Below are 22,243 nucleotides of genomic sequence, written 5' to 3'. Positions count from 1 at the left end.
TCAACGGGAACGAAGAGTGAACAAGAGCATTGCATTCTATTGATTTGCCATGAGTAGGGGCACGGCGGCGCCGTGCCCGTACGGGGATGGCAGGGCGGCGGCGGCGGGGGCACGGCATCGCCGTGCCCCTACCTTTCCTCTTTTCTATCTCCTAAATCCTTCTCATAGGCTATAATGGCGGCAATGTACTCAGGCTTTGACGAATAGAGGAGAGGAAGAAACAAAGCATGCCCACGCGAACAACCCCAACCGGCGAGCGCATTACGCTCAAGGACGGCACGCTGATTGTTCCAGACAACCCGATCATCCCGTTTGTTGAAGGTGATGGCACCGGCCCTGACATCTGGCGGGCCAGTGTGCGGGTCTTTGATGCTGCGGTCGCCAAGGCCTACGACGGCGCTCGCAAAATTGCCTGGCACGAAGTTCTGGCTGGCGAAAAGGCTTTCCGCGAGACGGGCAACTGGCTTCCTGACCAGACGGTTGAGGACTTCAAATACTATCTGGTTGGCATTAAAGGGCCGTTGACCACGCCGATCGGCGGGGGCATCCGCTCACTCAACGTGGCGCTCCGCCAGATGCTCGACCTCTATGTCTGTCTGCGCCCGGTGCGCTACTTTACCGGCGTCCCTTCGCCGGTGTTTCATCCCGAACGGGTGGACATGGTCATCTTTCGGGAGAATACCGAAGACATCTACACCGGTATCGAGTATCGTGCGGGCACACCCGAGGCCAGCCGGGTGCTCGAATTCATTGAGCAGAGCTATCCCAAAGACTTTGCCAAGATCCGTTTTGGCACGGCCGAAAAGGTTGACGAATTCCTTGCCATGATCGGTGCGCCTGCCGATGGCCGTGTTGACATGGGCATTGGCATCAAACCGGTCAGCCGCGTTGGTACGGAACGGCTCGTGCGGGCCGCGATCCAATACGCGATCGCCTTCAAGCGCAAGAGCGTCACCCTGGTTCACAAAGGCAACATCCAGAAATTCACCGAAGGCGCCTTTCGCGACTGGGGCTACGAATACGCCGAACGCACCTTTGGCGACTATGTCTACACCTGGGCCCAGTGGGAGCGCACCCGTTCGATGTATCGCGAATCGGCGGCGAACGACGAGCAGAAGGCCGCCCTTGCCAGCGGCAAAATCCTCGTCAAAGACGCCATCGCCGACATCACGCTCCAGCAAATCTTGACGCGCCCCGACGAATTTGACGTCATTGCGACGCTCAACCTCAACGGCGACTACCTCTCTGACGCCTTGGCGGCGCAGGTAGGCGGCATCGGCATCGCCCCTGGCGGCAACATCAACTACGTCACCGGGCATGCCATCTTCGAAGCGACGCACGGCACAGCCCCGAAATACGCCAACCTCGACAAAGTCAACCCCGGCTCAGTGATCCTCTCGGGCGACATGATGCTGCGCTACATGGGCTGGACCGAAGCGGCGGATCTCATCATCGGCTCACTCGAACGCACCATTGGGCAGAAAATCGTCACCTACGACTTTGCGCGCATGATGCCCGACGCCAAAGAGGTGAAAACCTCAGAATTTGCCGACGCCATGATCGCCAACATGGATCGGCTACTGGGTGACGAACAGCGCATTCACCCCGCCTTCGGCCCAGAACTCGTCCGCCCCATCGAAACTGCCACCTATCCACGCGACACTGTGGGCGCATTAATGACCCGCGGCATCGTCTCGGTAGCCGGGTCAGCCCCGCTACACGACACCACGCACCTAATGCGGTCACGGGGCATCACCAGCGTCGTCGTCGAACCCGACGCCGCCGGCAGATGGGGCATCATGACCATGCGCGACGTGCTCAAAAAGATCGTCCGCGAAGACCGGTCACTCGACGGCATCACCGTCGATCACATCGCCACCCGGCCCCTGATCACCATTGCGCCTGACGTAAGCCTCAAAGAATGCGCGCGCGTCATGCTCGAAAAGAACATCCGCCGCATCGTCGTCGCCCGCGACAACCACCCCATCGGCATCATCAGCGAAACCGACATCTTCCGCTCGGTTGAAGAGCAGGCGTAAAAGATCGCGGCCCTCGGGTGCCAGCGTAGCTGGCACACCGGGGGGCGCGATGTAAATAAATTCTAAAATCTAGTTCCAATTTGCAATCATGATCGCACTTCCCTTTGAAGGAACGCCACTGCCTCCGGGGACAACTCGTCCATTGCCATCAATTACCGAGATCGTAACCTCCTGCCCTGGCGCAAGGCCACAGGCGCGCGCATTGCCTCCCCCATCGAAACGTCCGCTTACCCCGCGAATGCCATCGACCGAGAAGTACCAACCAGCCGGAGAGATGCCATTGATCTTGATCGAGATGCACCCAGGATCATCGTTATAGTTGGCGACCGAAAAGCGTAGCCGTGCAGCTGGCCTTGGTTGAGGTGTTGCCGTTGGTCTGGGTATGGGTGTAGGAGTTGGCAGGAGCGCCTGAATCTCGACCACGCCTTGCTCAGCCTTGCTGCGATCGATAACTTCAACTCCCGCCGCTGCGCGATAGAGCTCCAACGCACGTTGCAGATTCTCATCGCCGCCCTGTTGGGCAACTGTTTCGGCTTGGTTTAACAGGAGTTCGTAGATCTGCGTCGTTGCATCGGCATAATTGCCGCCATTCATTTCGATCAGGCTTTGATACCGTTGAATCGCGCCGTCAAGGTTGCCATTTGCGACCTTCTTTTGCGCATCCAGATAGATATTCGCTTTCTGGATTTCGGTGCGGGCCAGCGTGTGGTTGCTATCGACCTTGATCGTTGATTGAAAATGAGCCAGGGCTGTCGTGATATCGCCTTCATCGCGTGTCGTAATGCCCCAGTTGTAGAAGCTTGCACTCAAGACCGACGCAATCTCGCGATAGCTCGCATCGTAGGCATAGACCTCCTGGAAATGTTCAGCGGCGACGGACCAGTTTTCGGCGGCATAGGCTGTCATGCCATCCTGGTAATGCTGACGCGCTTGTGTTGCCGCATCAGGCGTTGGGGTTGCGGGTAAGAGCGTGGCCGTTGGCAGCGCAATGACTTCACTTGGTGCAACGATGCTGACGCTCTGATTACTGCCTGTGCCATTCGTTGTCCCCTGGGGCCAGAAAAGCAAGCCCAGCATCGCGATGGCGATAACGCCAATCGTGATCAGCAGGATATTCTGTGGTGTGAGGCTCAAGCGAGGGCGCGCTGGCAGACTCAGCGTTGGGGTTCGCTTGACAGGCACTGCTGGCGTCGGCATCGCCGCCACAGTGGGTATCGGTGCCCACCAGGGTGTATGCACCGGGGCAAGATAGAGTTCGCCCCCATTCGCATAAGGCGTACGGGTCAAGGGCACCTCGCGACTGAGTGGCCGTCGCTCAGCACCAGCAAAGAAGCCATAGCCTCCTTCGACGACCGGCAACTGATGCCGCTGCGCCAACTGGCTGATCACCAGATAGAGCGGCGTGTCGATTTCGAGATCCTCTTGCAACACATGACGCTCACTGAAATGGATGCGGAAAGTTCTTGTCATTTGATTGCTTGAAGCATGATTTGAAGTGCTCATCCTAGGTGTCCTCACGGAATGCGACGAAGGTGGATCGTGCCCTGGCGACTTCCGGTAATAATCATCCCGCACTGATCGCCGGCATTGCCATTGATGCTGTAGATCCGCTCGTTGTTCGATGGTGCGTCTCCGCCAAGTGTATGCAAGGGTTCACCCGCACCACCTTCTGGCGCAAAGCGTTGTAGGCCGCCTGGTTCACGAAATGCAGCGTACAGACGCTGTTGAGCGTCACGCCACATGCCGTAGACGGTCAAGTTGGCATCCTGGCTGAAAGGAGTGAAGGTTCCGTCAGCATGTAGCCGGTAGATGCCACCGCCTATTACTCCAATGAGAAGAGCATCTGAGCTCTCATTGTCAGCATAGAGGGTTTGCATAAAGTTGGCTGTCCCAGGCAATGCTCCGATGCTTGCCCATGTGCCTGGTGCGCCACCTTCCGTGCTGCCCCAGAGAGTGTCTTTGTCATTGCCGATTTGGATGGCATAAGCATTGGTTCCACGGGCCGCTACACCAAAGATGCTTCCGGTTACCTGTGTATCTTGTACCCATCCTCCGTCAGTTTCCCTGATAAACAAGCCACGATTGCCAGCGGCGAGGATTCGTTCGCCACTTGCCGCAAGCCAGTAGACAAACCGATTATCTTCTGGAAGTGTTTCAGTCTGCCAGGTTTGACCTCCATCAGTGCTGCGAAAGATGCTGTTTTGGTTGAAACTGCTGGCAAAGTAGCCATTGGTTGTGCTAATGATGTGTGAAACCGAAATCGTGTTACTCCCACGTAGTTCCCAGGTTGGTAGCTCACCTGGCACACTGGCGTGACGCAATTGATAGATGCCATTGTTTGTGGCTGCGAGAATTGTTGTTGGCAGATATTGCTCTTTGGTTGGTCCGCTGCATGCCATGGTTGCTTGTGAGACATAGATATAGTTGATTGAAGTCCCACCTGCTGGCTGTGCCAATTGCACCCATTGGGCATAGATATCGGGGTAGGTATCTTGAATGATGGGTAAAAAGAGGCGTTGCCGTTTGACTGGTCGAGTTGCATCAATGAAGACTTGTGGCTTGGGCAGAATGCTAGAACTCAAGGTGGAAGTATGAGTAATCGGTTGATCAACCACCTGATCGATGTAGTAGGTGGCCGTAATCAATCCAGTTGTATTGCTCAAGATTGTCAGCGTATCACACGGCCATGCTTCACAATTGGCAATCTGATCACCTAGCTCTACGTTTACCAGTGGTAGTTCTGGTACAAGCGTTTGCGATACAGTCATGCTTTCAATGGCCCGTTGCGACGGATTTGTGATGACGATAGTCAGGCTAAGATGCCCATCAATCGTGGGGTCTTCACTATCATAGTGCGTGTTCACATGCAATTGCGGGCCATCAACCTGGCTTGTTACCCCTAGCCAGACGAGCGGCGCTGCTAGAATTGGTGCGCTCAGTGTGGTTGTATGACTAATCACATTTCCTACAATGGCATCTGCCTTGACAGTGTATGTTGTGGTAATGAGCGCTGTCGTATTGCTCACTACTGTCGCAGTCTCGCACGGCAGAGTTGTGCATCCGCTGATGGCATCACTAAAATAGATAGTACCTTCCAGCGGAAGCGTTGGTGACAGCACCTGATCAAGCCTGAAGATCTCGAGTTCATGATCAAGAGTATTGCTGATCGTCATTACCAACATGAGTTGGTCTCCCGCAGCGAGTGGGTTATCTGCTGCCGGAATGCTCTCCACCTTCAGATGAGGGGATGGCTCGCCTTCGCTTGCCCCAACCGGCTGCATCACCTCGACCAAATTCATCAGGGCCACAAGGAGCATGATTATGGCACTAAGGCCGAGTGAAGTCAGTGTTATGCGATGGTTCTTCCAAATCATGATGATGCTACTTCCAAATAGTGAGGGTGCGGCTAGTGCATTAGCGATAAATCCTTGGGACAACCTGGGTGCGCGGGCCTCTGGCCCGCATGCGGGCCAGAGGCCGCGCACCCAACCGCCCTTTTCAGGCAGTTTCTTAGAGGTGTGGGCTATGGATAAGGATCACGATCTTTATTTCCATTGCCATCTCCCGGTTGTGGTTCCGGTTGTGGTTCCGGTTCCGGTTCCGGTTCTGGTTCCGGTTCTGGTTCTGGTTCTGGTTCCGGTTCTGGTTCTGGTTCCGGTTGGGTTGGCGGTGGTGTCGGCGTCGGTGTCGGCGTCGGTGTCGGCGTTTCTGTCGGTTGTGGTGCCAATAGCTTAGGATCCACCGTTGCACTTGGTGCCGCTGTGGCTACACTCGGGGTTGCTGTCGGCCCGCCTTGTTGCTGTTGCGGCGGGTTTGGCCTTGGGGTTGCAGCAGCAGGCGCCCCAGGGCGATTTGTTGTAACTGGTTGGATTGGCACGGGGGTGGCTGTTGGCGCTGGTGTCGAGCTTGGCTTGATGCCAGTTGTCGGGTCAGGCGGAAGGCCACTGCCTTGATCGTCAAGTCCTTGGAAATTGATTTCAATGCCTTCAGGCAAGAAACTGCCTTCCGGGTCGGTTGCTCTGATCAGCAGAAAGGCCGCAAGGATCAGCACGGCAACCCCAAAGAATGCCCCGACCCCTTGCGTTATCAGGCGCACGGGCAGCGGGCGCTCGCCATTGCGGATCACAATCGCTGAGATGTTGTCGTTGCTGCCGATCCGTTTGGCTAAGCGCACCAGTTCGTCGGCGGCGGCCTGTGAAGGCATCGTGCGGACTATTTTTTCGATGGCACTGGGCGGAACAGGCCCCTTGGCCCCGTCGCTGAGCCCGTCGGAACAGATCACGAGGATATCATCGGGCTGGAGAGTCTGGTTAAAGATCGTGACGTTGACCATTGCGTCGCCCATGGCCTGCGACAGCGACTGGTCGCGTCTCACGTGATCCTGGCTTAGTTTTTGTGGTTTTGCCCCTTTGCGAAAGAGGATGACGGGACTATCGCCCACATTGGCAATGATGGCTTGGCGTTTGTCTGGCTGGCCTTGATGATCAAGAATCAGCGCCGCTGCCATGGTCGAGCGCATATTATTATTGGCGGCGACTGACTCCTCAAAGATCTCGCGGGTTGTCGCCTGGATCGCACGTTGGAAACGCTCGGCATAGCTACTTCCCTCCGGGTGCTCGCCCTCGTAGTAGTGGAACATTAACCTTTCGACGACCCGTTTGCTCGCGACCTCGCCGTTATCATTGCCACCAACGCCATCAGCAACAATGTAGAGTCGTCCCAGGGCTCGGCGCTGGGCTTCAGTGACCTGCTTTTGCTCCTCAACCCGCAAGACCCGGTCTTCGTTATTTGGGCGACGGCCTTTGTCACATTGACTGCCAATGTCAAAGGCCTGGGTGAACGTTTTGGCCGTCATCGGATACCTCCCAGGTTGAGTTGATAATCTGGACACCAGCCGGTGCGACTGTCGGGCAGGCGCACGTTATACCATGTGTTCCGTTGTTCAAGGATGGTCAGGTTGACCCCAGAAGGAATCAACCGGCTCTGCGCACTGTATGGAATAATGCTGCCGTCGGTCGAGGGTATGTTGCGCAGCGCACAGCCCGAACGGGCTGGAGTGATGCTGCCACCGGTATTCAGTGAGGCTGTACTCGGCGCAGCAATGCTTGTGGTTGGTGCAAGCCCCGTGGTTGGATCGATTGCGACCGACCCCGCGCCTGGTGGATTAATGACGAACCCTGCTTGATTCGCGCCTGTTCCAGGTTGCTCGATAACCGCCAGGGTTGCTGTTGGTGGATTCACCGTTCGTCCAGGTACTTGAGGGGAGCTTGTCTGAAACGGATTCATCACGAGGATCAAGAGGGCTATGACCACTGCCACGCCCATTACCCCGTACGCCAACCATTGTTTGTATTTGTGCTGAACGGGTACCGGGGCCATCAGATCAAGCGAAATCCCATCGCTCGCGAGGGCACGGCGCAATTCATAGGCAAGCTCTTCGCAGGTTGCATAACGTAACGTCCATTCATATGCCACCGCACGAATGATCACGTCTGCCGTGGCAGGCATCTTGGAGAGGCCCTGGCGGATGCGGGCATACCCACTATCGCGCAACGCACGCATCTGCTTCTGCTCACGGTCGGCATGTCCACCGAGCAGGGCCTTGCCACTCAGCAGCTGGTAAGCGACCATTGCCAGGGCAAACTGATCCGTTTGTGGCTGTTCGTCGCCTTCATACTGTTCGGGGGGCATATATTGTGGCGTGCCCAGGCTACGCTCGTTTTCGCGCATAAACCCTGGGTACTTGCCTGCACTCAGATCAATGAGCAGTGCATCCCCGGCGGAATTTACCATAATATTGCCAGGCTTGACGTCGCGGTGGACAACAGGTGCATCGGGATGCCCATAGTGCAGATAATCGAGTGCCCCGGCAATCTGCTCAATAATGCGTAAGGCCAACCCAGGGGCGACCCAACTTGTCAATAACTCAGTCAGCTCTTGTCCATCATAAAACCGGGTTGCCAGACAGAAAGGTTGCTGTGTGGTATAACTTGCAACATACTCAACTAGATGCGTATGGTTGCGACCATGCTCTTTGGCGCGACGTAAGAGGCCCATTTCATTGAAGAAATAGGATTTAACACTCTCGTCCTGCCCATCGAGAAATTTAAGGGCCACTTCAGAACCGTCCCTTGTATAGACTGCCTTGTAGACAGGGCCAGTCAGACCACGTCCTAGTTTCGTAATGATCTGAAAGCTGCCATAGCGTGATCCAGGGGCCAGATCTTGCATAACAACCTCTTATGTTCGGGTAATACCACCACTGATCGAACTGCTTGGCCCTTTGAACCGTCGACTAAACCAGACCAATGAAGTCATCAAGACGGAGACGACGATGAGCAATGGCACGGCTCGTAGCGCGTATCCCTGCAAAGCTGGGCGCAGGTTGAGCCCACCTTCGGGTCCATCAATAGGGATGTCAACAAAGAGTGGCACAGCCGGGCTTTCGCCCCGTCCGGGGCCTTCAACACGAATGATCAGATTATGGGTTTTGCCGTCATCAATCAGGTCAGTTGTGTAGCGCAACACATACGCGCTTTGACTGACAACGTTGACATGACTGCCATAAAAATTCTGGATCTCTTCGCCTGAGGGGTTGCCAATATACGCACCCTTGGTTTTGTTTGCCAGGGTCGTCAGGGTGGCAGCATTGCTTGCGAGGCGTTGCTGTGGGCCAACGCCAACAATGAGCATCCTGACATTGCGTGCGCTTGCCTCGGCCATCAGTGCATCAAGTGAACCAACGCTGGTCGAGTCGCCACCATCGGTCACCACCAGCACATAGGCCTCGGCCCCTCGCTCAGCGGCTGCATCGGCTGTTGCCGCCACTGCAAGCGAAATCGTATCAAAGATATTGGTCTTGCCGGTACGTGGTGCCATCTGATTGAGAGTGTTGATGACTGCATTGCGATCATGCACAAAATCGGGTAGTTCCATCGGTCGTATGTTTTCACCACTGACGGTAGGAACACTGAGAGGGATAAAGAGTCCGATGTGCTCGGGATTGTTCGGGGCGATCGTTCGTCCGGCTTCCAGAAAATCAATAATCAATCCCCGCCCACGCGCCACGTAATCGGTTGGATCGCCCGCCGCATTCATCAGCAAACTGGCATCGTAGACAATGCCAATGGTTGAACCTACAACCTCCAACTCAACTGCCTGACTCCCTGCGACTGGCTGGGTACCACCTGGCAGCGTCGCCAGATCGACACTCTGAAATGGATTGACGGCATCGGTTTGGGTTTCGCTCACTTCAAGGCGTGGATTGATCGTGAGATTATCCTCAATGAGCCGTAGATCGCGTGGGGTGATCCCTTGCAGGTCACGGCCAGTTGCTCGATCGCGGACACGAAAGAGCACCTCGACCGTCCGGCCATCAATGCGCAGGCCATAGGTGTCAACCTGAACGTCTGGGCTTCCCTGAGCTGCCGCAAAGGTTGGCACCAACAGGGCCAGCATAACAACGAGGATGAGCAGATAACGCATTGCTAGGCTCCATTTCGCTCATAGACCATTGCCACAGCCGTCGGTAGGCTCGGTGGACCAAGATAGATCGTATCGCCTGGTTGCAGTTCCATCGCGGCCCCATTGAGCTCATATTCTTGCCCGGCCCGCACAATATAGGTTCCATTCATGCTGCCATCATCAATGAGTTGTGGCGTGCCACCTTTGACTTCGAGGCGGGCATGTTTGCGTGAGACCACGGTATCGGTAATCAAAATATCGGCATCCTGTTTGCCAATGGTGCCATTGCGTACCGCATACTGGCTGCCAGTTGCTGACCCCTGGGTGACTTTCAGCACACCGTATTGACTACTGAGGGCCGCTGCACTTCGCCCAGGATTCATCGCTCTCGTCACGGCTTTGGTCAGCGACTGTGAAATCTGTTGCACAATCGGGCTTGCGACTGGCACATCACCAACGAGCGAGCCTGCTACCATGATGATCATCGTCAGGGCTGCCCCCACAATGCCATAGAGGGCCAGCGTATCAAGGCTTGCCCCGAGCATCCGTGCCTGCGCAAGGGGAAAATCCTGTGGTCGGCCAGGGATCGCAAACTCCACGTGAGCAAGCGAGGCCTCAAGGTTGGTGCTGACATAAAACGATGGAAAGACCATCAAGGCCGGAATGCCAGCGACGACGAGCCAGAAAAAGATCATTGGCGGCGACGTCTTGCGCCGCAACGCAAATGCCATCAACGGATACGCCCCACCGGCAATGATCATTGCGGGCAACGCGGCAAATGTGTACCACCAGAGGCGACTCATCTGCGCGTAGCTCTGCATATGCGCCCAGAACTCGAAACTGTTCATATGCTGCTCCCTCTCACTTATTCCATGCGCTTTCAGTTAGAAAGGATCGGGTATCCATGCGCCTAACTTGTTTATGTATGTATCAACCTGTTCTTTGCCCTCCTGAACCTTGTTCTGAACTTCCTGGCCAATCTTCTCGGCTTGATCACCTATCTTCTGGCCCGTATCTTTTATGGTTTCGCCGATGGACTTACCGGTATCTTGTACGATATCTCCGATGTTCTCATCAGCTTGTGCGCCGTAGTCCGTTGCATCGTTATAGCTGTCAACCAGAACCCATGTATCGGCGTTGAAGGGAGGAGTTGTATTATTCATGTCCTGGCGTGTTGGCATAAAATCATGTTGATATCCAGTCATATGCATTGCACCACCTACCGCAAGTGTTTCTCCTGGCTTTAACCCAAAAGCAACGGTTGTTAAAACCGACTCAGGTGTAACCGAAACAGGTAAGCCACTCACAATGTCACCCGGGGCATCAAAATCTGCATAGGTCTTGCCCTCTGGCACAGTGTCGATTTTTGGTGCTCCATAGGTGCTGACAGTCTTGAGATTCAAGCCATTCTGGTTGAAAAAAGACGTGTTACTCGCCACTTGCTGGGCAACAATGCCTCCCAGGCTATAACCAAACAGATTGACCGCTGCGCCAGGGTGTTTTTCACCCAACTCCTGCAACATCTCCCGCACCTTTCGCGCATATTCAGTGTCTCCACCGAAACCAGCCTCAGGCGCATCTGTCCAGAGCGAATTGATCCCGGTACGGCTCTGATCACTCCCTTGCAGTAGCACGGCAAACTCATTTGGGCCAACCTGGTAGATTTGGATTTCATTGCCATTATTTTTATCTGGGCCTAAAAGATCAAAAATTTCACCCATGTTTTGCGGTGGTTGCTCAAGTTTTGGTTTATCTTCATACCACGGTTTTTCCTGGCCCTCGCCGATGCCGCCTGCTGTACCTCCCCCACTCCCACTTCCGCTATCGCCAAAGACAGCCGCAGCCTCGTCCATGCGTTGCGCCAGGGCTTCGAGTTCTTTGGCAAGGTGAAGCAGGGTGTTGACCTCGGGGTTGTAGCGGGCGACAATGCGTGCCCATGCCTCCATGCCACGATCACGCGCCTTGCCACTCCAGACCATATCGAGCATCTCCATTGACTGTTGCATCGAACCAGTTCCGGTGGAAATCTGTTCGGCAGTTGTACGCATCTGGTTGGCGACGGCACGGAGTTGATCGGTATCAGCACGAATGATGCCTGGCATGGTTTGAGCTCCTTTGTGTCCGTGATATAGAGGTCAAAACAGAATATGAATGATGTTCGAGGCTCCACATGGTCTGGGTGAAACCGTTGGTGTGCTTGGCTGGCTCTTCGTCGAACCCGGTTGCGCAGGCGCTACAACAGGTCAATCAGTTCCTTCAGCATCTGCCTGACTTCTTCGGCACTGGCTGGCTGGCACTGTAGTTGAGTTGGATTCAAGGTTCGCATCATCCAGAAGCCCTGATGGTTATGCAAGAGCGTTACGGTGCGCGTCTCTTCTTCCGCTCCCGGGTTTGTGCGATCAATCGTTTGCACGATGGCCGAGTCACGTTCGCCAGTGAGCAATTCGGCAAATAGTTGTCCAGTTGCCTCGTCGGCCCCGGCTGCAACCACGCGTTCTGCCACATGATCTGGTTCTGCTTGCACGGCGTTCTGGATTTGCTCTAACTCGGCTTGATCAAGCGTAAAAGTTGTCGCTTGTGGCCGTGTCTGATCGGCGATCGCAAACAGTGCAGTCAAATCTTCCTGGAGGGACAGCCTTTCACGGGCAAGCGTAAACTGATGCAAGCCACTCTCGGGCTGCGTATGCTTGATCCAAAGACCATCGTTGTGATGGACGATATAGCTCTGCAAGGCTTCCTGTCCAGCTTTACGGGTAATCGTTGAGAGTGAACGTGGCGCTCGGGCTGCCCCATTGAGCGTTGTACGGACGGTTTCTTCCAGGACGAGTTGCTTCTCTTCATCGCGGTTCAACATCCCTCGTGCTTGCAGAGCACGCCCAGCTGCGGCAAGCAGCGCCTGACGCTCTTCAGCGTTAACACTGGCGAGCGAGGCCGGATCAATGCCAAGGAGTCCTCGGGCACGTACGTAAGAAAGGGCAACATAGACTTCTTCCTGGCTCAACACGAAGGTGGCTTGGGTCGTCATTTCGGTAAACCTTTCTGCAACACTGCATAGCTACTGTGCGATGGGATGATGTGAGTCGGTTCCAATGCGTTTCAGTTCTTCCCTAACATATTCCGGGCTGGCATAGGCAAGTTGCACGAGGCGGGCAGGTTGCCCGGTTTCCAGGACAAACCCACGGCCAGGGGGCATCTCACTGGCAAGCACGCTCTTGAACCGTTTGGTAATGGGCGGAGCATAGGGTGCCGAATCGCTGGGGGGGCGTCCACTAATCACCTCAATCGCACTAGCCCGGACGGCTCGTAGCAGCGTGCCACTATTGAGGCTCATCGGATCGGTATAGGAGATCACACAATGCAAGCCGACATCACTACCACGGCGAACAAAGGGGTCAAACGCGGTTGTCATCGGATTATCCTGCGCGACCAGATCCCAGTTATGGATGATCACGATGGTACGTCGGGTAATTGGGAGGCCACGGCGCAGCAGGTTGAGTCGTTCAGCCAGTTCGCCCGTCAATTTTTGGAGCACCGCTAGGAATTCATCCTTCTCCGTCACAACAGTGATGTCACGGACTTCTTTGTTTGCCAGCGTCAGTTCCGCAAACGTGCGCACCTGGGGCAGTGCAGCAAGATCGCGCAGGGCGCGCATACTATAGTCAACCAGCACAAATTCGACATCGTCAAGCGCCATCCGCCGGGTTGCCGCAAGTATCAGTGTGCGTAAGAGCGAGCGTTTGCCATTGCGCAAGCCGCCTGTGATCAAGAGATGCGCATTTTGTTCGAGCGACCAGAGCAACGGTTGGAGTGAAGCGCTCTCGATTCCCAGGGGGATCGTCGGGCTTGAGTCTGGAGGCAACTGTGTGAGCAAGGTTCCCACTTCAACTGTTGGCGGCAGCAGATGTAAGCCCTGGGGTTTGCGAGGATCACCGCTTGCCATGATGTGCTGCCAGGTTGCTCGTATGAGATCGGCTGACCGTTGCAGTTCCTCAACAAGGTCGCTGTACGCAACTTCCTTCTCTTCGGCTTGCACATCAACATCTGCCGCTACCTTGCGCGAACGCAGGGCTGGCAACGCCAGTTGCACTTCGATGGGGCGTGGGGTACCACGCAAAAACGCACGTCCAGGTTGATCAGGTTTGATCAGCTTGCTCGCATAATCTTTGCCAATCAGCGCGGCTGAATCATCGTCGCTATTGAGCCGGAGCGCGATACGGGTCTCGAAATTGGCCAAGAGCGAGCCAACTTCACGCATCGTGTAGGCTGACACAAGAAAATAGATCCCATAGGCGCGGCTCTCACGCATGAAGGTTTTAAGGGTCTCAAGCACCAGTTCATTCTGATTCGTTACCTCGGCCAGATTGTCAATGACAATGACAAGCGCTGGGGGCGGAGGTTGAAGACCATCCGGCTGTCGGCTATAGCGCTCGCGGTACTGGCTCAGCGAAGCTACGCCCTGTTGTTGGAACATGGTGCGACGATCTTCGAGTTGATTCTGCAACTCGACAAACATACGTTCAATCAACAGATGTTGGCGTGGCCCAAGCACATGGGCAAGATGCGGTAGCTTGCCTTGCAGACCAATGCCTGCGCCAGTACTATCAATGACATAAAACCAGAGCTCGGTTGGGCTGAGGCTATGAGCTAAGGCCAGCATGATGGTCTGGAGCAGGGTTGTTTTGCCGCTGCCCGAAGCTCCCAGTGCCAGCAAATTGCCCCCGGCACCTGCGAGATCAGTTGTTAGCAGATCGTGACAGGCAAGTTCGGGCTGATCAACAACGCCAAAGGGCACATCAAGCCAGTTGGCCTTGCCGCCGCTACGTTGCATTAGTTCGGCGAGGGGCAAGGTGGCGGGGAGGGGTTCTTCCCAGATGCGATACTTTTGTGCTGCATAGCGTGCCCCTTGCGCCTCAACCATATGGCGTGCAACCAGACGAATCTCACTAATCTGCTCGCGATTACCCATTAATAGGGTAATGAGTTTGCGTGAAGCCAGATTGATTTGATGGTCAATTGCTTCAGCTTCACTCATCTCCTTCGGGTCATACGAGAGTTGATGGAGAGCCTGGAGAAAGAGGTCAATAGCAGCGCGGGTTGTCCGGTGCTGTTCTTTCAATTCGGTTTCAGTCAGGTTGCGTTCGAACAGTTCATTGAACTGTTTGCACATCGAGGCTATGCTTGCCTCAATCAACTTGTTGCGCCCGCTTTCAGTCAGCGTTGTTTTGAGTTGATTGACCAGATCGTCTAATTCCACTTCAAACATCTGTTGGGCACGTGTTTCACTTGTATTGATGCGCAAATGCCCTGTAAGATCAATCTCGCTTGTACTCCGCCCCGTAACCTGGCGATAGGTTGACGTAATGAGGGCCGACTGGAAAACCCGCACACCACTATTCTTATCGCGCAGAAAACCTCGCCCGGGTGTATCTGTCCCCAGTTGGGCAGCGTCGGGTAGGCCAAGCATCGTACGGCTATCATCTTTTGAATTGACCCGTAGTGACATCCAATAACTTAGGTTATTTTGTAGACCTTCTTTAATCAGCGAAGGCTGCTGCGTAGCAAAGAGCAAATGCACCCCTAGACTGCGCCCTTGTTTGCCTACGCGGATCAATTCATCCTGAAACTGAGGATAGTCGCGAATCATCTCATCAAATTCATCAATCGCAATGAAAAGGTTGGGCAAGGGCTCGCCGCGCTGGTCGAAACCGGCCCGGCGGTAGCTTTTAATATTGGGCACTCCCTTGGCGCTCAACAGGCGCTTACGGCGATCGAGCTCGCTATTCATCGCAATCAATGCTCGTTCAGCCATAAAACCCGAGAGATCTGTGACCATCCCGGAGGTATGGGGCAAGGCTTCAAGATCGCGGAAAGTGGCCCCACCCTTGAAGTCGATCAAGAGAAAATTGAGTCGATCTGGGTGATGACGAATCGCCAAGGCCATTAGAAAACTCAAGAGCAATTCACTTTTACCGGCACCGGTAGCCCCGGCAATCATGCCATGCACCCCGTGAATGCCCTCATTCAAATTGATTTCCATTGGCACTCCAGCACCCTGAGCCCCAACCGGCACAGGATGCCAGCTATCGGTAGGTGCCTTCGCCCAGAGGATTTGCGGATCATAGGTTGCTGCGTCGAGGATACCAAGCAACGAGAGCAGCGGAACATTACGGGGCATTTCACGGCCACCATCGGTATCAGCCAATTCGACCGGGGCTATGCGTAGAGCGAGTTCCCGACTCTGTTCGGTTGTTGCCATATCTGCTTTGAAGATACTGTAGCCGCCACCTTTGCCTGCAACCCCAAGCCGTGCGTGTTCAGGGGAACCTCCATGAACCAGATCAATGTACCCACCACATTCACTTGGCACGTCACGTACCTCAGGGACAAGGCAGATGGCACTGATATCAGCTGTTCGCCCGGTAATAAGTTGCGCAAAGAGCGGGTAGTCTTCACGATGCAGCAGGTAACTGCTCAGAATCACAACGAGGTGGGGACGTTGTCCACGCTGGTCATCTTCACGCCGCCGTTTGAGTTCTTTACTCAAGGCTGAGAGAACGCGGACGCTATCTTCTGGATTGCGGTCATAGCGGGCCAGAAGGCGATAACTCTCATCGCCATCCAGGGGCCGTGTATGGGGCAGGTAGCGGAGCCAGTCCCATGAGTCATCAAAGGTTGCATCCCAGAAGGCCGCAATCCGCACTTCGCTTGATGAATGGTGGATAACAAGTTGCCAGATCAGGGCCTGCAATAGATTGAGTGTTCGTCCGTCGGGGCCTGCGATGCCAATTGACCCCACGGTGCGCAGATTGAGACTAACGGGAACATCGCGTACAAGGCGAAATTGCTCAGCGATGAGCAGCGAGTCTTCAACGTCTTTGGTGTAGGCATTGACGCTGGGCGGCTTGATCGTCACACTGGTTGGTCGATCACCGCGCCCAATGCGCAACGCAAGAAAATCAGCATCTTCAGGCCGACGTTCCCAGAGCCGACTTGATGGTACTGGTTCATTCTTTTTGTTGATCTCACCATGGGCGATCTGGAGCAGGGTTTTCAGATCTGGGTCATTCTCCTCATAATAGCTGCGCTGTTGACGTTCGAGTTGCTGGAGTTGGCGGCGAATCTTTTCTAGGGCCGCCTGGTAGGTCTCGCGATACGTCACCAGCGCCGCTTCGTATTCACGCTTCTGCTGCCGATAGGTATAAAAAGCCGCTCCGCCAGTGAGCATACCAATCACGACAATCGGTAAGGCACTCAGCATTGAACCTGCCCCAGCTGTGCTGCTCCGTGCTCCTGCAATGCCAAGATAGACGAGGGACGAGATGAGTGGAATCAGGATGCTAATTAACCGCATCCCACCGCGCATCGTTGGCTCTTGCGGTGGCCCAGGGATATTGATCTCATCATCAGGCAGGGTGCGCAAAATGCGCGGAGGACGATTGAAGAGCGTAAGCGGTTGCTCGTTTGATCCGCCTGATGCTGCCAGATCCGCATCACCTACTTTTTCGGCAGTCGCAAATGTCATCGCAAAGCTCCTGGCGATAGGACAAGCACAAGGTTCAAGTTGCCTTAAGCTCGAAGATAGTCTCGTTCGTACGTTTTGACGATATGCATCGTAGTGCTGTTTTGATAGCACTACGATGCATTATCAGATTCACCGATTATTCTTAATCAGATCGCTAGTCTCAAAAACTGCCACTGCTGTCTGCATCAATAATCTGCTGGCGTTCGTTGGTCACACCACTAATCATTGGTTCCAGATCGTTGATCGAAGCCTGAAACCGCGTGCGCCATTCTTGCCAAACATTCGAGAACTTCATCTGTGCATTGCCTTCCCAGGCACCCATCAGACCTTCAACTGAGCCCCCCAAAGCTGTCAGTTGCGAATTGAATTCCTCCATTGTCCGCCGCATCGTATCGATCGTTTGCTGTGCCTGGTCGATATCCATCCGAATCATGGCCATGGGTGTAACCTCCTGTGTGTGCGAATCCGTCTATACCTGTGCGGTCTATCAAGCCAGCCCTTGCGGGAGATGTTAGCGTGCAATAATCGTTGAATGGAGCCGTATGGTGATTGGCCAACCCTCGCGACCCAGGAGGAGGGTTGTGGTTTGATTAATGTGAACAGCCTCGTTCCGCGTGTATTTTGTTCCACTGATGTAGATCTGATGATGAGCGATGAGGTACCAATTTTGACGCCAGATAATGCTGCAATGCCCTGGCTCACCGCGACTCACTGCGCTAAGGCGTGATTCGATCCCGAGCATCGTCAAAGCTCGTTCGCGCGCAACGACTGACTTTGGTAACTCATTGAGCAAATATTCGCGGTTTAGCACCAGGCCTTTTTCCCCAATCTGGTGGACGCATCCCGGTGCGATTTCAATCGAACATGGGCCAAACGCTGGCCTGGTGATGGGATCTGGTCGTGGTACAGGATTTGGAGTCTTTGGCTCTTTTAGTGGTTGTGTTGTAGGCTTTTGCCCTTGCCACCAGGGTTGGCGGGCATCGGTCAGATAGAGCTCTTCAAAAGCTTGCATGCGCAGGCTGCGCAGCGTGCGTTTTGGGTCAATACGTTCTTTATGTGAGCCGTGATCGCGGTAGAGCGCATAGGGGATTAATTCACCCTGGACATCCTGTTCGGCCAGGCGATAATCTTTTTTCCAATAGGTAATCAGGTCACCAACAATCTTCTCATCTGAAATATTTAGTTCTCGTTGATCAGCTGAAGATGGACCTAAACGAAGACGAATCTTTACCTCAGCCATACGCCTACCTTACGCTCTCTGTTTGATCTTCCCGCACAAAACCTCAGAGTTTTACCCATCACTCCATCTGTACCAAATCCCCCTTTTTGACTCTTGCTTTTTTGGTTAAGATTTTTTAATCGTTGGGGTTGTGTTTTTTTTGCTCTAATGACGAACTGGTATGTAGCGTACGCTTTCTGCGCTGCTGCCGAAGGGAGTGCCGGCTTTAGCCGGCTAAAGCCGGCACTCCCTAGTGCCGGCTTCTGGTGTTCCAGACATTAATCCGCTCGACCAGACCGCACCGGTCTGCGCGTTGGCCTTGGGCGGCCCTCATCAAGAGTCGTACCTTGCCCTCTTAACCCCGCCTTAACCAGGGTTAGATTCTTGTAACCTTTTGGTCATATGTTGGTAATGCCTGTCATATATGCTATGATAGGTCTGTGAAAAGGTTACGGTGCTGGCGTGGGCCGCCCTGGCTCCTGGTACGCCACTACCCCTGTCACGTGACTTGTTTCTGTTCACTCGATCCTTCTGTAGCAAGTCGGAGCCTCTGATGGAGCCGTGTGATTCCTCTGGTTTGCGATGTCTCGCCGTGGTGCGCCGTGTGGTGGTGGCTGAACAGTGGTCGTTGACTGAGGCCGCGCAATTGGCGCTGGCTCAACGCGTGGCGATGTGTGTCTCACCTGATAGCAGCGATGAGGATGTGCGCTCGGTGGTGTGGAATGTCTATTTTGATGCGCCTCTCGTTGATGCGTTGCGCTCTGGTGATTTGACCGGCCACGAAGCTGAGTGGTTGGCGTGGTTTGGTCAGGTGCGGGCGATACTTCACCATACGGGCCTCGATTGGGTGAGCGATGATGCCGTCGATTTCGATGATCTCGCGCAGGTGGCCTTGCTTGAGTTGCTGCGCTCGCTCGCTTCGTTTCGCTTTGCTAGTCGCTTTTCTACCTGGGCCTATCAGGTCATTTCCAATGCGGTCAATCGCCATCTGCGCGATCTCCACGCACGCAAACGCTCCGGTACGTTTGATCGTACCGTTGATTGGATGACGCTGCCGGTCGAAGATCCTGATCCCGATACGCCCGACAAGATGGCCCTCGGTCAGATGCTCGATCGTTTGGTTGAGACTGAATTGATCCGGACTATGGGTGAGCGCAATGCGCGGATTTTTCATCTCTGGGCGTGCGATGATCTCACCGCTGAGATGATTAGCCATCGGGTGCATCTCAGTACGGCCCGCATCCACGCGATTATTGCTGAGGCACGGGCGTACCTCCGCGCTAGGCCTGATCTGCGCAATTGGTATGATGGTGGGATCTATTAAGCAACCTCTTAGGAAAAAGCCAGCTTAGCTGGCTTTTTCCTAAGAGGTTGCCTTTCAGCCCTATCCCCGTGGCTCGGCTCGGTGTGACGAAAACAAGAGTCAATTGGCGCAATTTGGTACAGATAGGGTAGAATGAGATAGGTGTTTTTGCTGTTCGGGTGGTGTTGCACACTCGGACAAAGGTTGTATCATGAATCTACCCTCTTGTAACGATATCCGTGAGGCGTTGCTGCTGACACTTACTAGTACCCACAAGCCGCTGCAGACGCCCGCGATTGCCCGCCATATGCGCCGTTGCCCCGAGTGCATGGCCCTCCGTACCCACATTCTTGGCCTGTTGCTCCCCGGTGCCGATGAGCCTCGCGGCGGTTGTCAGGCGTGCCACGATGCGCTGGCTGCGTATGTTGATCGCTCGCTTGATGCCGGTGCCCGCGCCGCCGCCGTGGCGTTCCCTCAGGTCTGGTGGTATCTCTGGGAGTGCGCTGATTGTACCGAGGTGTTTGTCCGTACCGCTGCGCTCGCGACGGCTGAACGTGAAGGTCGGTTGTTGCCCCCTTTTGCCTCCCGCGTTCCGGTACGCCGCCCCGCCCCGCCATCCCTGCGCTCGCATCGCCTCCTTGGGCGCATCGCTGTGGCTTCGCAAATGGTGGTGCGGATGATCCAGGCCCGTGAGGCGCTTAGTGTGGCCTATGGCGAAGAGGAAGATCTCTTCATCACTGAGGTTGAGCAAGAGGGTTATAGTTTTCAGCTCAGTGTGCATCCGCAGCCCGACGGTACCTGGGCGATTCGTGTCTGTGTTATTCCGCCCGTGGTCGGCCATGCCGTGGTGCAGCTCGGGGCCAATCGTTATCAAGCCCCCTTTGATGAGCAGGGCATTGCTCAGGTGATCGACCTCTCGGCTGAACAACTGCGCCAGGATCATGGCACGCTGATGGTGATGATTGAGATGGAGGAGTGAGGCTCCATCTCAGGGCCGTACGCGCTCGAAGACTTTGTACTGGCTGTCTTCCAGGATCAGCCGGAAGGCCCCAGTTTCGATAACTGGTTCGTAGAGGCGATTCTCGCGTGCAAAGCGCCCCACAACCAGGTAATCAGGGTCGTTCTTTAGCGGGTCGTAATCAATCCCCACCTCTTCACCCAGCAGGCTGCGCCGATTCAGTTCAACATGCAGTTGATCCGGTGGAAAGGTGTAGGGCTGATTGAGCAGAAAGTGCAACTCACTCTCGTAGGTCTCGATGCGCGTTCCCGGTGGCTCGGCGTTGAGCAGCGCGGCGACCCGAAAGGCGGCCCGGTCTTCGCTGGAATAGTGGTTCACAAGGGTCTGGATCGTAAGGGCCAGGGCTGTTGTCGTCATAATGATGGCAACCAGTGCCCCAGCACCTTGCCAGCTCGGGCTCCGTAGTGTCAAGAGATCAGTCAGGCGCCGCATGCTCTGGCCCAGGGCAAAGTTTGCGGTGAAGTCGCGGAGCATCGTAGCGACAAAGATGCTGCCGATCACAACGGGCGGCGCAATATAACGTGGTACCCCTACCGAAAGCAGCACAAACCAGCCAAGCCAACTGCCGATAAAGGCCAGCAGCGCCAGCCGCATATACCAGCGGGCCAGGTTGTCACGCTTGATGTGCTGACCTTCTTCAACCAGGCCGTATGCGTCTATCTCTTTGCCACCCGTAGCCATAGCTCGCTGCTGCCACAGGCTTCGTAGCCCCCATCCCAGCGCTACCAGGGTTGGTAATCCCAGAACAAAGAGGATGATCAGCGCAAATTGGCGGTTAAAAGGGTTCAGGACAAGCGCAACGACCCCAAGGAGACCCTCAACCGGATCGAGGGGCAAGGCTGGATCAACTGGGAGCCACCCGCTCAACAGCCCAAGAAGGCGGGTCGTCCCATAAGCGCCAAGCATGGCAAGCCCGACCATCCCGGCGACCCGCCACTGCCGCCAGAGCAACGCCGCGCCCAGCGTTGTCCCGAGCGAGGCGAGCAAAAAGGGCGCGGTCTGACCTTTGCTGATCCAGGCGAACCCGAGGCCAAGCATGGCTGGCAGCAAGGCCAGCCATTGGCCCCGCAAGGCCCACCAGAGCGCCAGATAGCCCGCCAATAAAGCGAACATCATGGGCATCTCGGCGAGCACCTGGCGTCCCTGGAGCAAGGGGTGGATCTGGATTTGCATGGTCAACAGGAGTGCAGCAAAGACGGTTGTCCAGGCTATCTGCCGGTCAAAGAGGCGATCTCCCAGCGCGGCGAGCAGCAGGATGACGCCGACGGCACAGAGCACCCCAAAGAGTCGGCCCTGCCATAGCCCCACCCCAAAGAGCTTCATGCTGACGCCAACCGGAACCGTCACGACAAACGATGCCTCGAGCCCGCCCCGGGCGAGTTCGCCATCGCGCAAACGCCCATAATGATCCAGTTCCACCCAGTGCCGTGCCACCGACAACGTCCACCCCTCGTCCCACCACATCGGCGGCCCGTCCAGATTCCAAAGGCCAAAGGCGAGCAAGACGACGGTGAGTAGGAGCCATTGAAAAGAAGATAACAAGCGGTTTTTTGTAGCGTGATTAGGGTTGAGCGTGTTGTTCATGGGTTGGCTTTACTAGACTGGTACAATAGAGACCTCACAAGGTCTCGCAGACCTGTGAGGTCTGACGCAGATGACAGCGTGACGTTTGCGCTAG

15 protein-coding genes and 1 pseudogene are annotated in these 22,243 nt (G+C 55.2%); 4 read left to right on the top strand and 12 right to left on the bottom strand.

Going from position 1 to position 22,243, the window contains the following annotated elements; genetic code table 11:
* Positions 1 to 227: 227 nt before the first annotated feature.
* Together icd and EKD05_RS27125 are read left to right on the top strand one after the other, a co-directional pair.
* A pseudogene (icd, locus tag EKD05_RS06485) lies at positions 228 to 1,571 on the top strand (NADP-dependent isocitrate dehydrogenase); the annotation flags it as partial.
* Entirely contained in the window at positions 1,557 to 2,039 is a 483-nt protein-coding gene (locus EKD05_RS27125; protein WP_370374880.1) for a cyclic nucleotide-binding/CBS domain-containing protein, read from the top strand. The pseudogene icd and the gene EKD05_RS27125, both read left to right, overlap by 15 nt.
* Before the next feature lie 69 nt (positions 2,040 to 2,108).
* Here the strand turns inward: EKD05_RS27125 and EKD05_RS06480 are convergent, their stop codons facing one another.
* The 11 genes from EKD05_RS06480 to EKD05_RS06430 form a co-directional block, all read right to left on the bottom strand.
* Positions 2,109 to 3,509 carry a lipopolysaccharide assembly protein LapB gene (locus EKD05_RS06480; RefSeq protein WP_129671627.1) on the bottom strand — a complete coding sequence of 467 codons (1,401 nt, stop codon included), beginning with the start codon at positions 3,507 to 3,509 and terminating at the stop codon, positions 2,109 to 2,111.
* A gap of 44 nt (positions 3,510 to 3,553) precedes the next feature.
* A complete protein-coding gene (locus EKD05_RS06475) occupies positions 3,554 to 5,413 on the bottom strand; it encodes a hypothetical protein (protein WP_129671626.1) in 1,860 nt (619 codons plus the stop codon).
* 149 nt (positions 5,414 to 5,562) lie between these two features.
* On the bottom strand, positions 5,563 to 6,894 hold the full coding sequence (locus EKD05_RS06470; protein WP_129671625.1) for a PP2C family serine/threonine-protein phosphatase: 1,332 nt from the start codon (positions 6,892 to 6,894) through the stop codon (positions 5,563 to 5,565).
* Positions 6,891 to 8,270, bottom strand: a complete 1,380-nt coding sequence (locus EKD05_RS06465; RefSeq protein WP_129671624.1) for a serine/threonine protein kinase — start codon at positions 8,268 to 8,270, stop codon at positions 6,891 to 6,893. Before EKD05_RS06465 ends, EKD05_RS06470 begins: the two co-directional genes overlap by 4 nt.
* A gap of 9 nt (positions 8,271 to 8,279) precedes the next feature.
* Positions 8,280 to 9,524 carry a vWA domain-containing protein gene (locus EKD05_RS06460; RefSeq protein WP_129671623.1) on the bottom strand — a complete coding sequence of 415 codons (1,245 nt, stop codon included), beginning with the start codon at positions 9,522 to 9,524 and terminating at the stop codon, positions 8,280 to 8,282.
* Positions 9,525 to 9,526: 2 nt separating this feature from the next.
* Positions 9,527 to 10,351 carry an FHA domain-containing protein gene (locus tag EKD05_RS06455; RefSeq protein ID WP_129671622.1) on the bottom strand — a complete coding sequence of 275 codons (825 nt, stop codon included), beginning with the start codon at positions 10,349 to 10,351 and terminating at the stop codon, positions 9,527 to 9,529.
* Between the two features lie 36 nt (positions 10,352 to 10,387).
* On the bottom strand, positions 10,388 to 11,605 hold the full coding sequence (locus EKD05_RS06450) for a WXG100 family type VII secretion target (protein ID WP_129671621.1): 1,218 nt from the start codon (positions 11,603 to 11,605) through the stop codon (positions 10,388 to 10,390).
* A gap of 131 nt (positions 11,606 to 11,736) precedes the next feature.
* The gene (locus tag EKD05_RS06445; RefSeq protein ID WP_129671620.1) at positions 11,737 to 12,528 is read right to left on the bottom strand and encodes a hypothetical protein; all 792 of its coding nucleotides are present in this window, start codon (positions 12,526 to 12,528) and stop codon (positions 11,737 to 11,739) included.
* A 30-nt stretch (positions 12,529 to 12,558) separates the two neighbouring features.
* Positions 12,559 to 17,025, bottom strand: a complete 4,467-nt coding sequence (locus EKD05_RS06440) for an FtsK/SpoIIIE domain-containing protein (protein ID WP_129671619.1) — start codon at positions 17,023 to 17,025, stop codon at positions 12,559 to 12,561.
* Positions 17,026 to 17,185: 160 nt separating this feature from the next.
* The gene (locus EKD05_RS06435) at positions 17,186 to 17,464 is read right to left on the bottom strand and encodes a WXG100 family type VII secretion target (protein WP_129671618.1); all 279 of its coding nucleotides are present in this window, start codon (positions 17,462 to 17,464) and stop codon (positions 17,186 to 17,188) included.
* A 72-nt stretch (positions 17,465 to 17,536) separates the two neighbouring features.
* Entirely contained in the window at positions 17,537 to 18,265 is a 729-nt protein-coding gene (locus EKD05_RS06430; protein WP_129671617.1) for a hypothetical protein, read from the bottom strand.
* A gap of 532 nt (positions 18,266 to 18,797) precedes the next feature.
* Here EKD05_RS06430 and EKD05_RS06425 point away from each other — a divergent pair.
* Complete coding sequence (locus tag EKD05_RS06425; protein WP_129671616.1) at positions 18,798 to 19,568, top strand: RNA polymerase sigma factor; 771 nt, start codon at positions 18,798 to 18,800, stop codon at positions 19,566 to 19,568.
* A gap of 190 nt (positions 19,569 to 19,758) precedes the next feature.
* Positions 19,759 to 20,526, top strand: coding sequence for a hypothetical protein (locus EKD05_RS06420; RefSeq protein ID WP_129671615.1), 768 nt, complete (start codon positions 19,759 to 19,761; stop codon positions 20,524 to 20,526).
* Between the two features lie 9 nt (positions 20,527 to 20,535).
* On the opposite strand, the gene EKD05_RS06415 is transcribed toward EKD05_RS06420, so the two are convergent.
* Positions 20,536 to 22,107, bottom strand: a complete 1,572-nt coding sequence (locus tag EKD05_RS06415; RefSeq protein ID WP_165360617.1) for a glycosyltransferase family 39 protein — start codon at positions 22,105 to 22,107, stop codon at positions 20,536 to 20,538.
* Positions 22,108 to 22,243: the final 136 nt, after the last annotated feature.

Origin of the sequence: Candidatus Chloroploca sp. Khr17 (genome assembly GCF_004138165.1) — a bacterium.
GTDB lineage: Bacteria > Chloroflexota > Chloroflexia > Chloroflexales > Chloroflexaceae > Chloroploca.
This window is presented reverse-complemented; position numbering and strand designations above follow the sequence as displayed.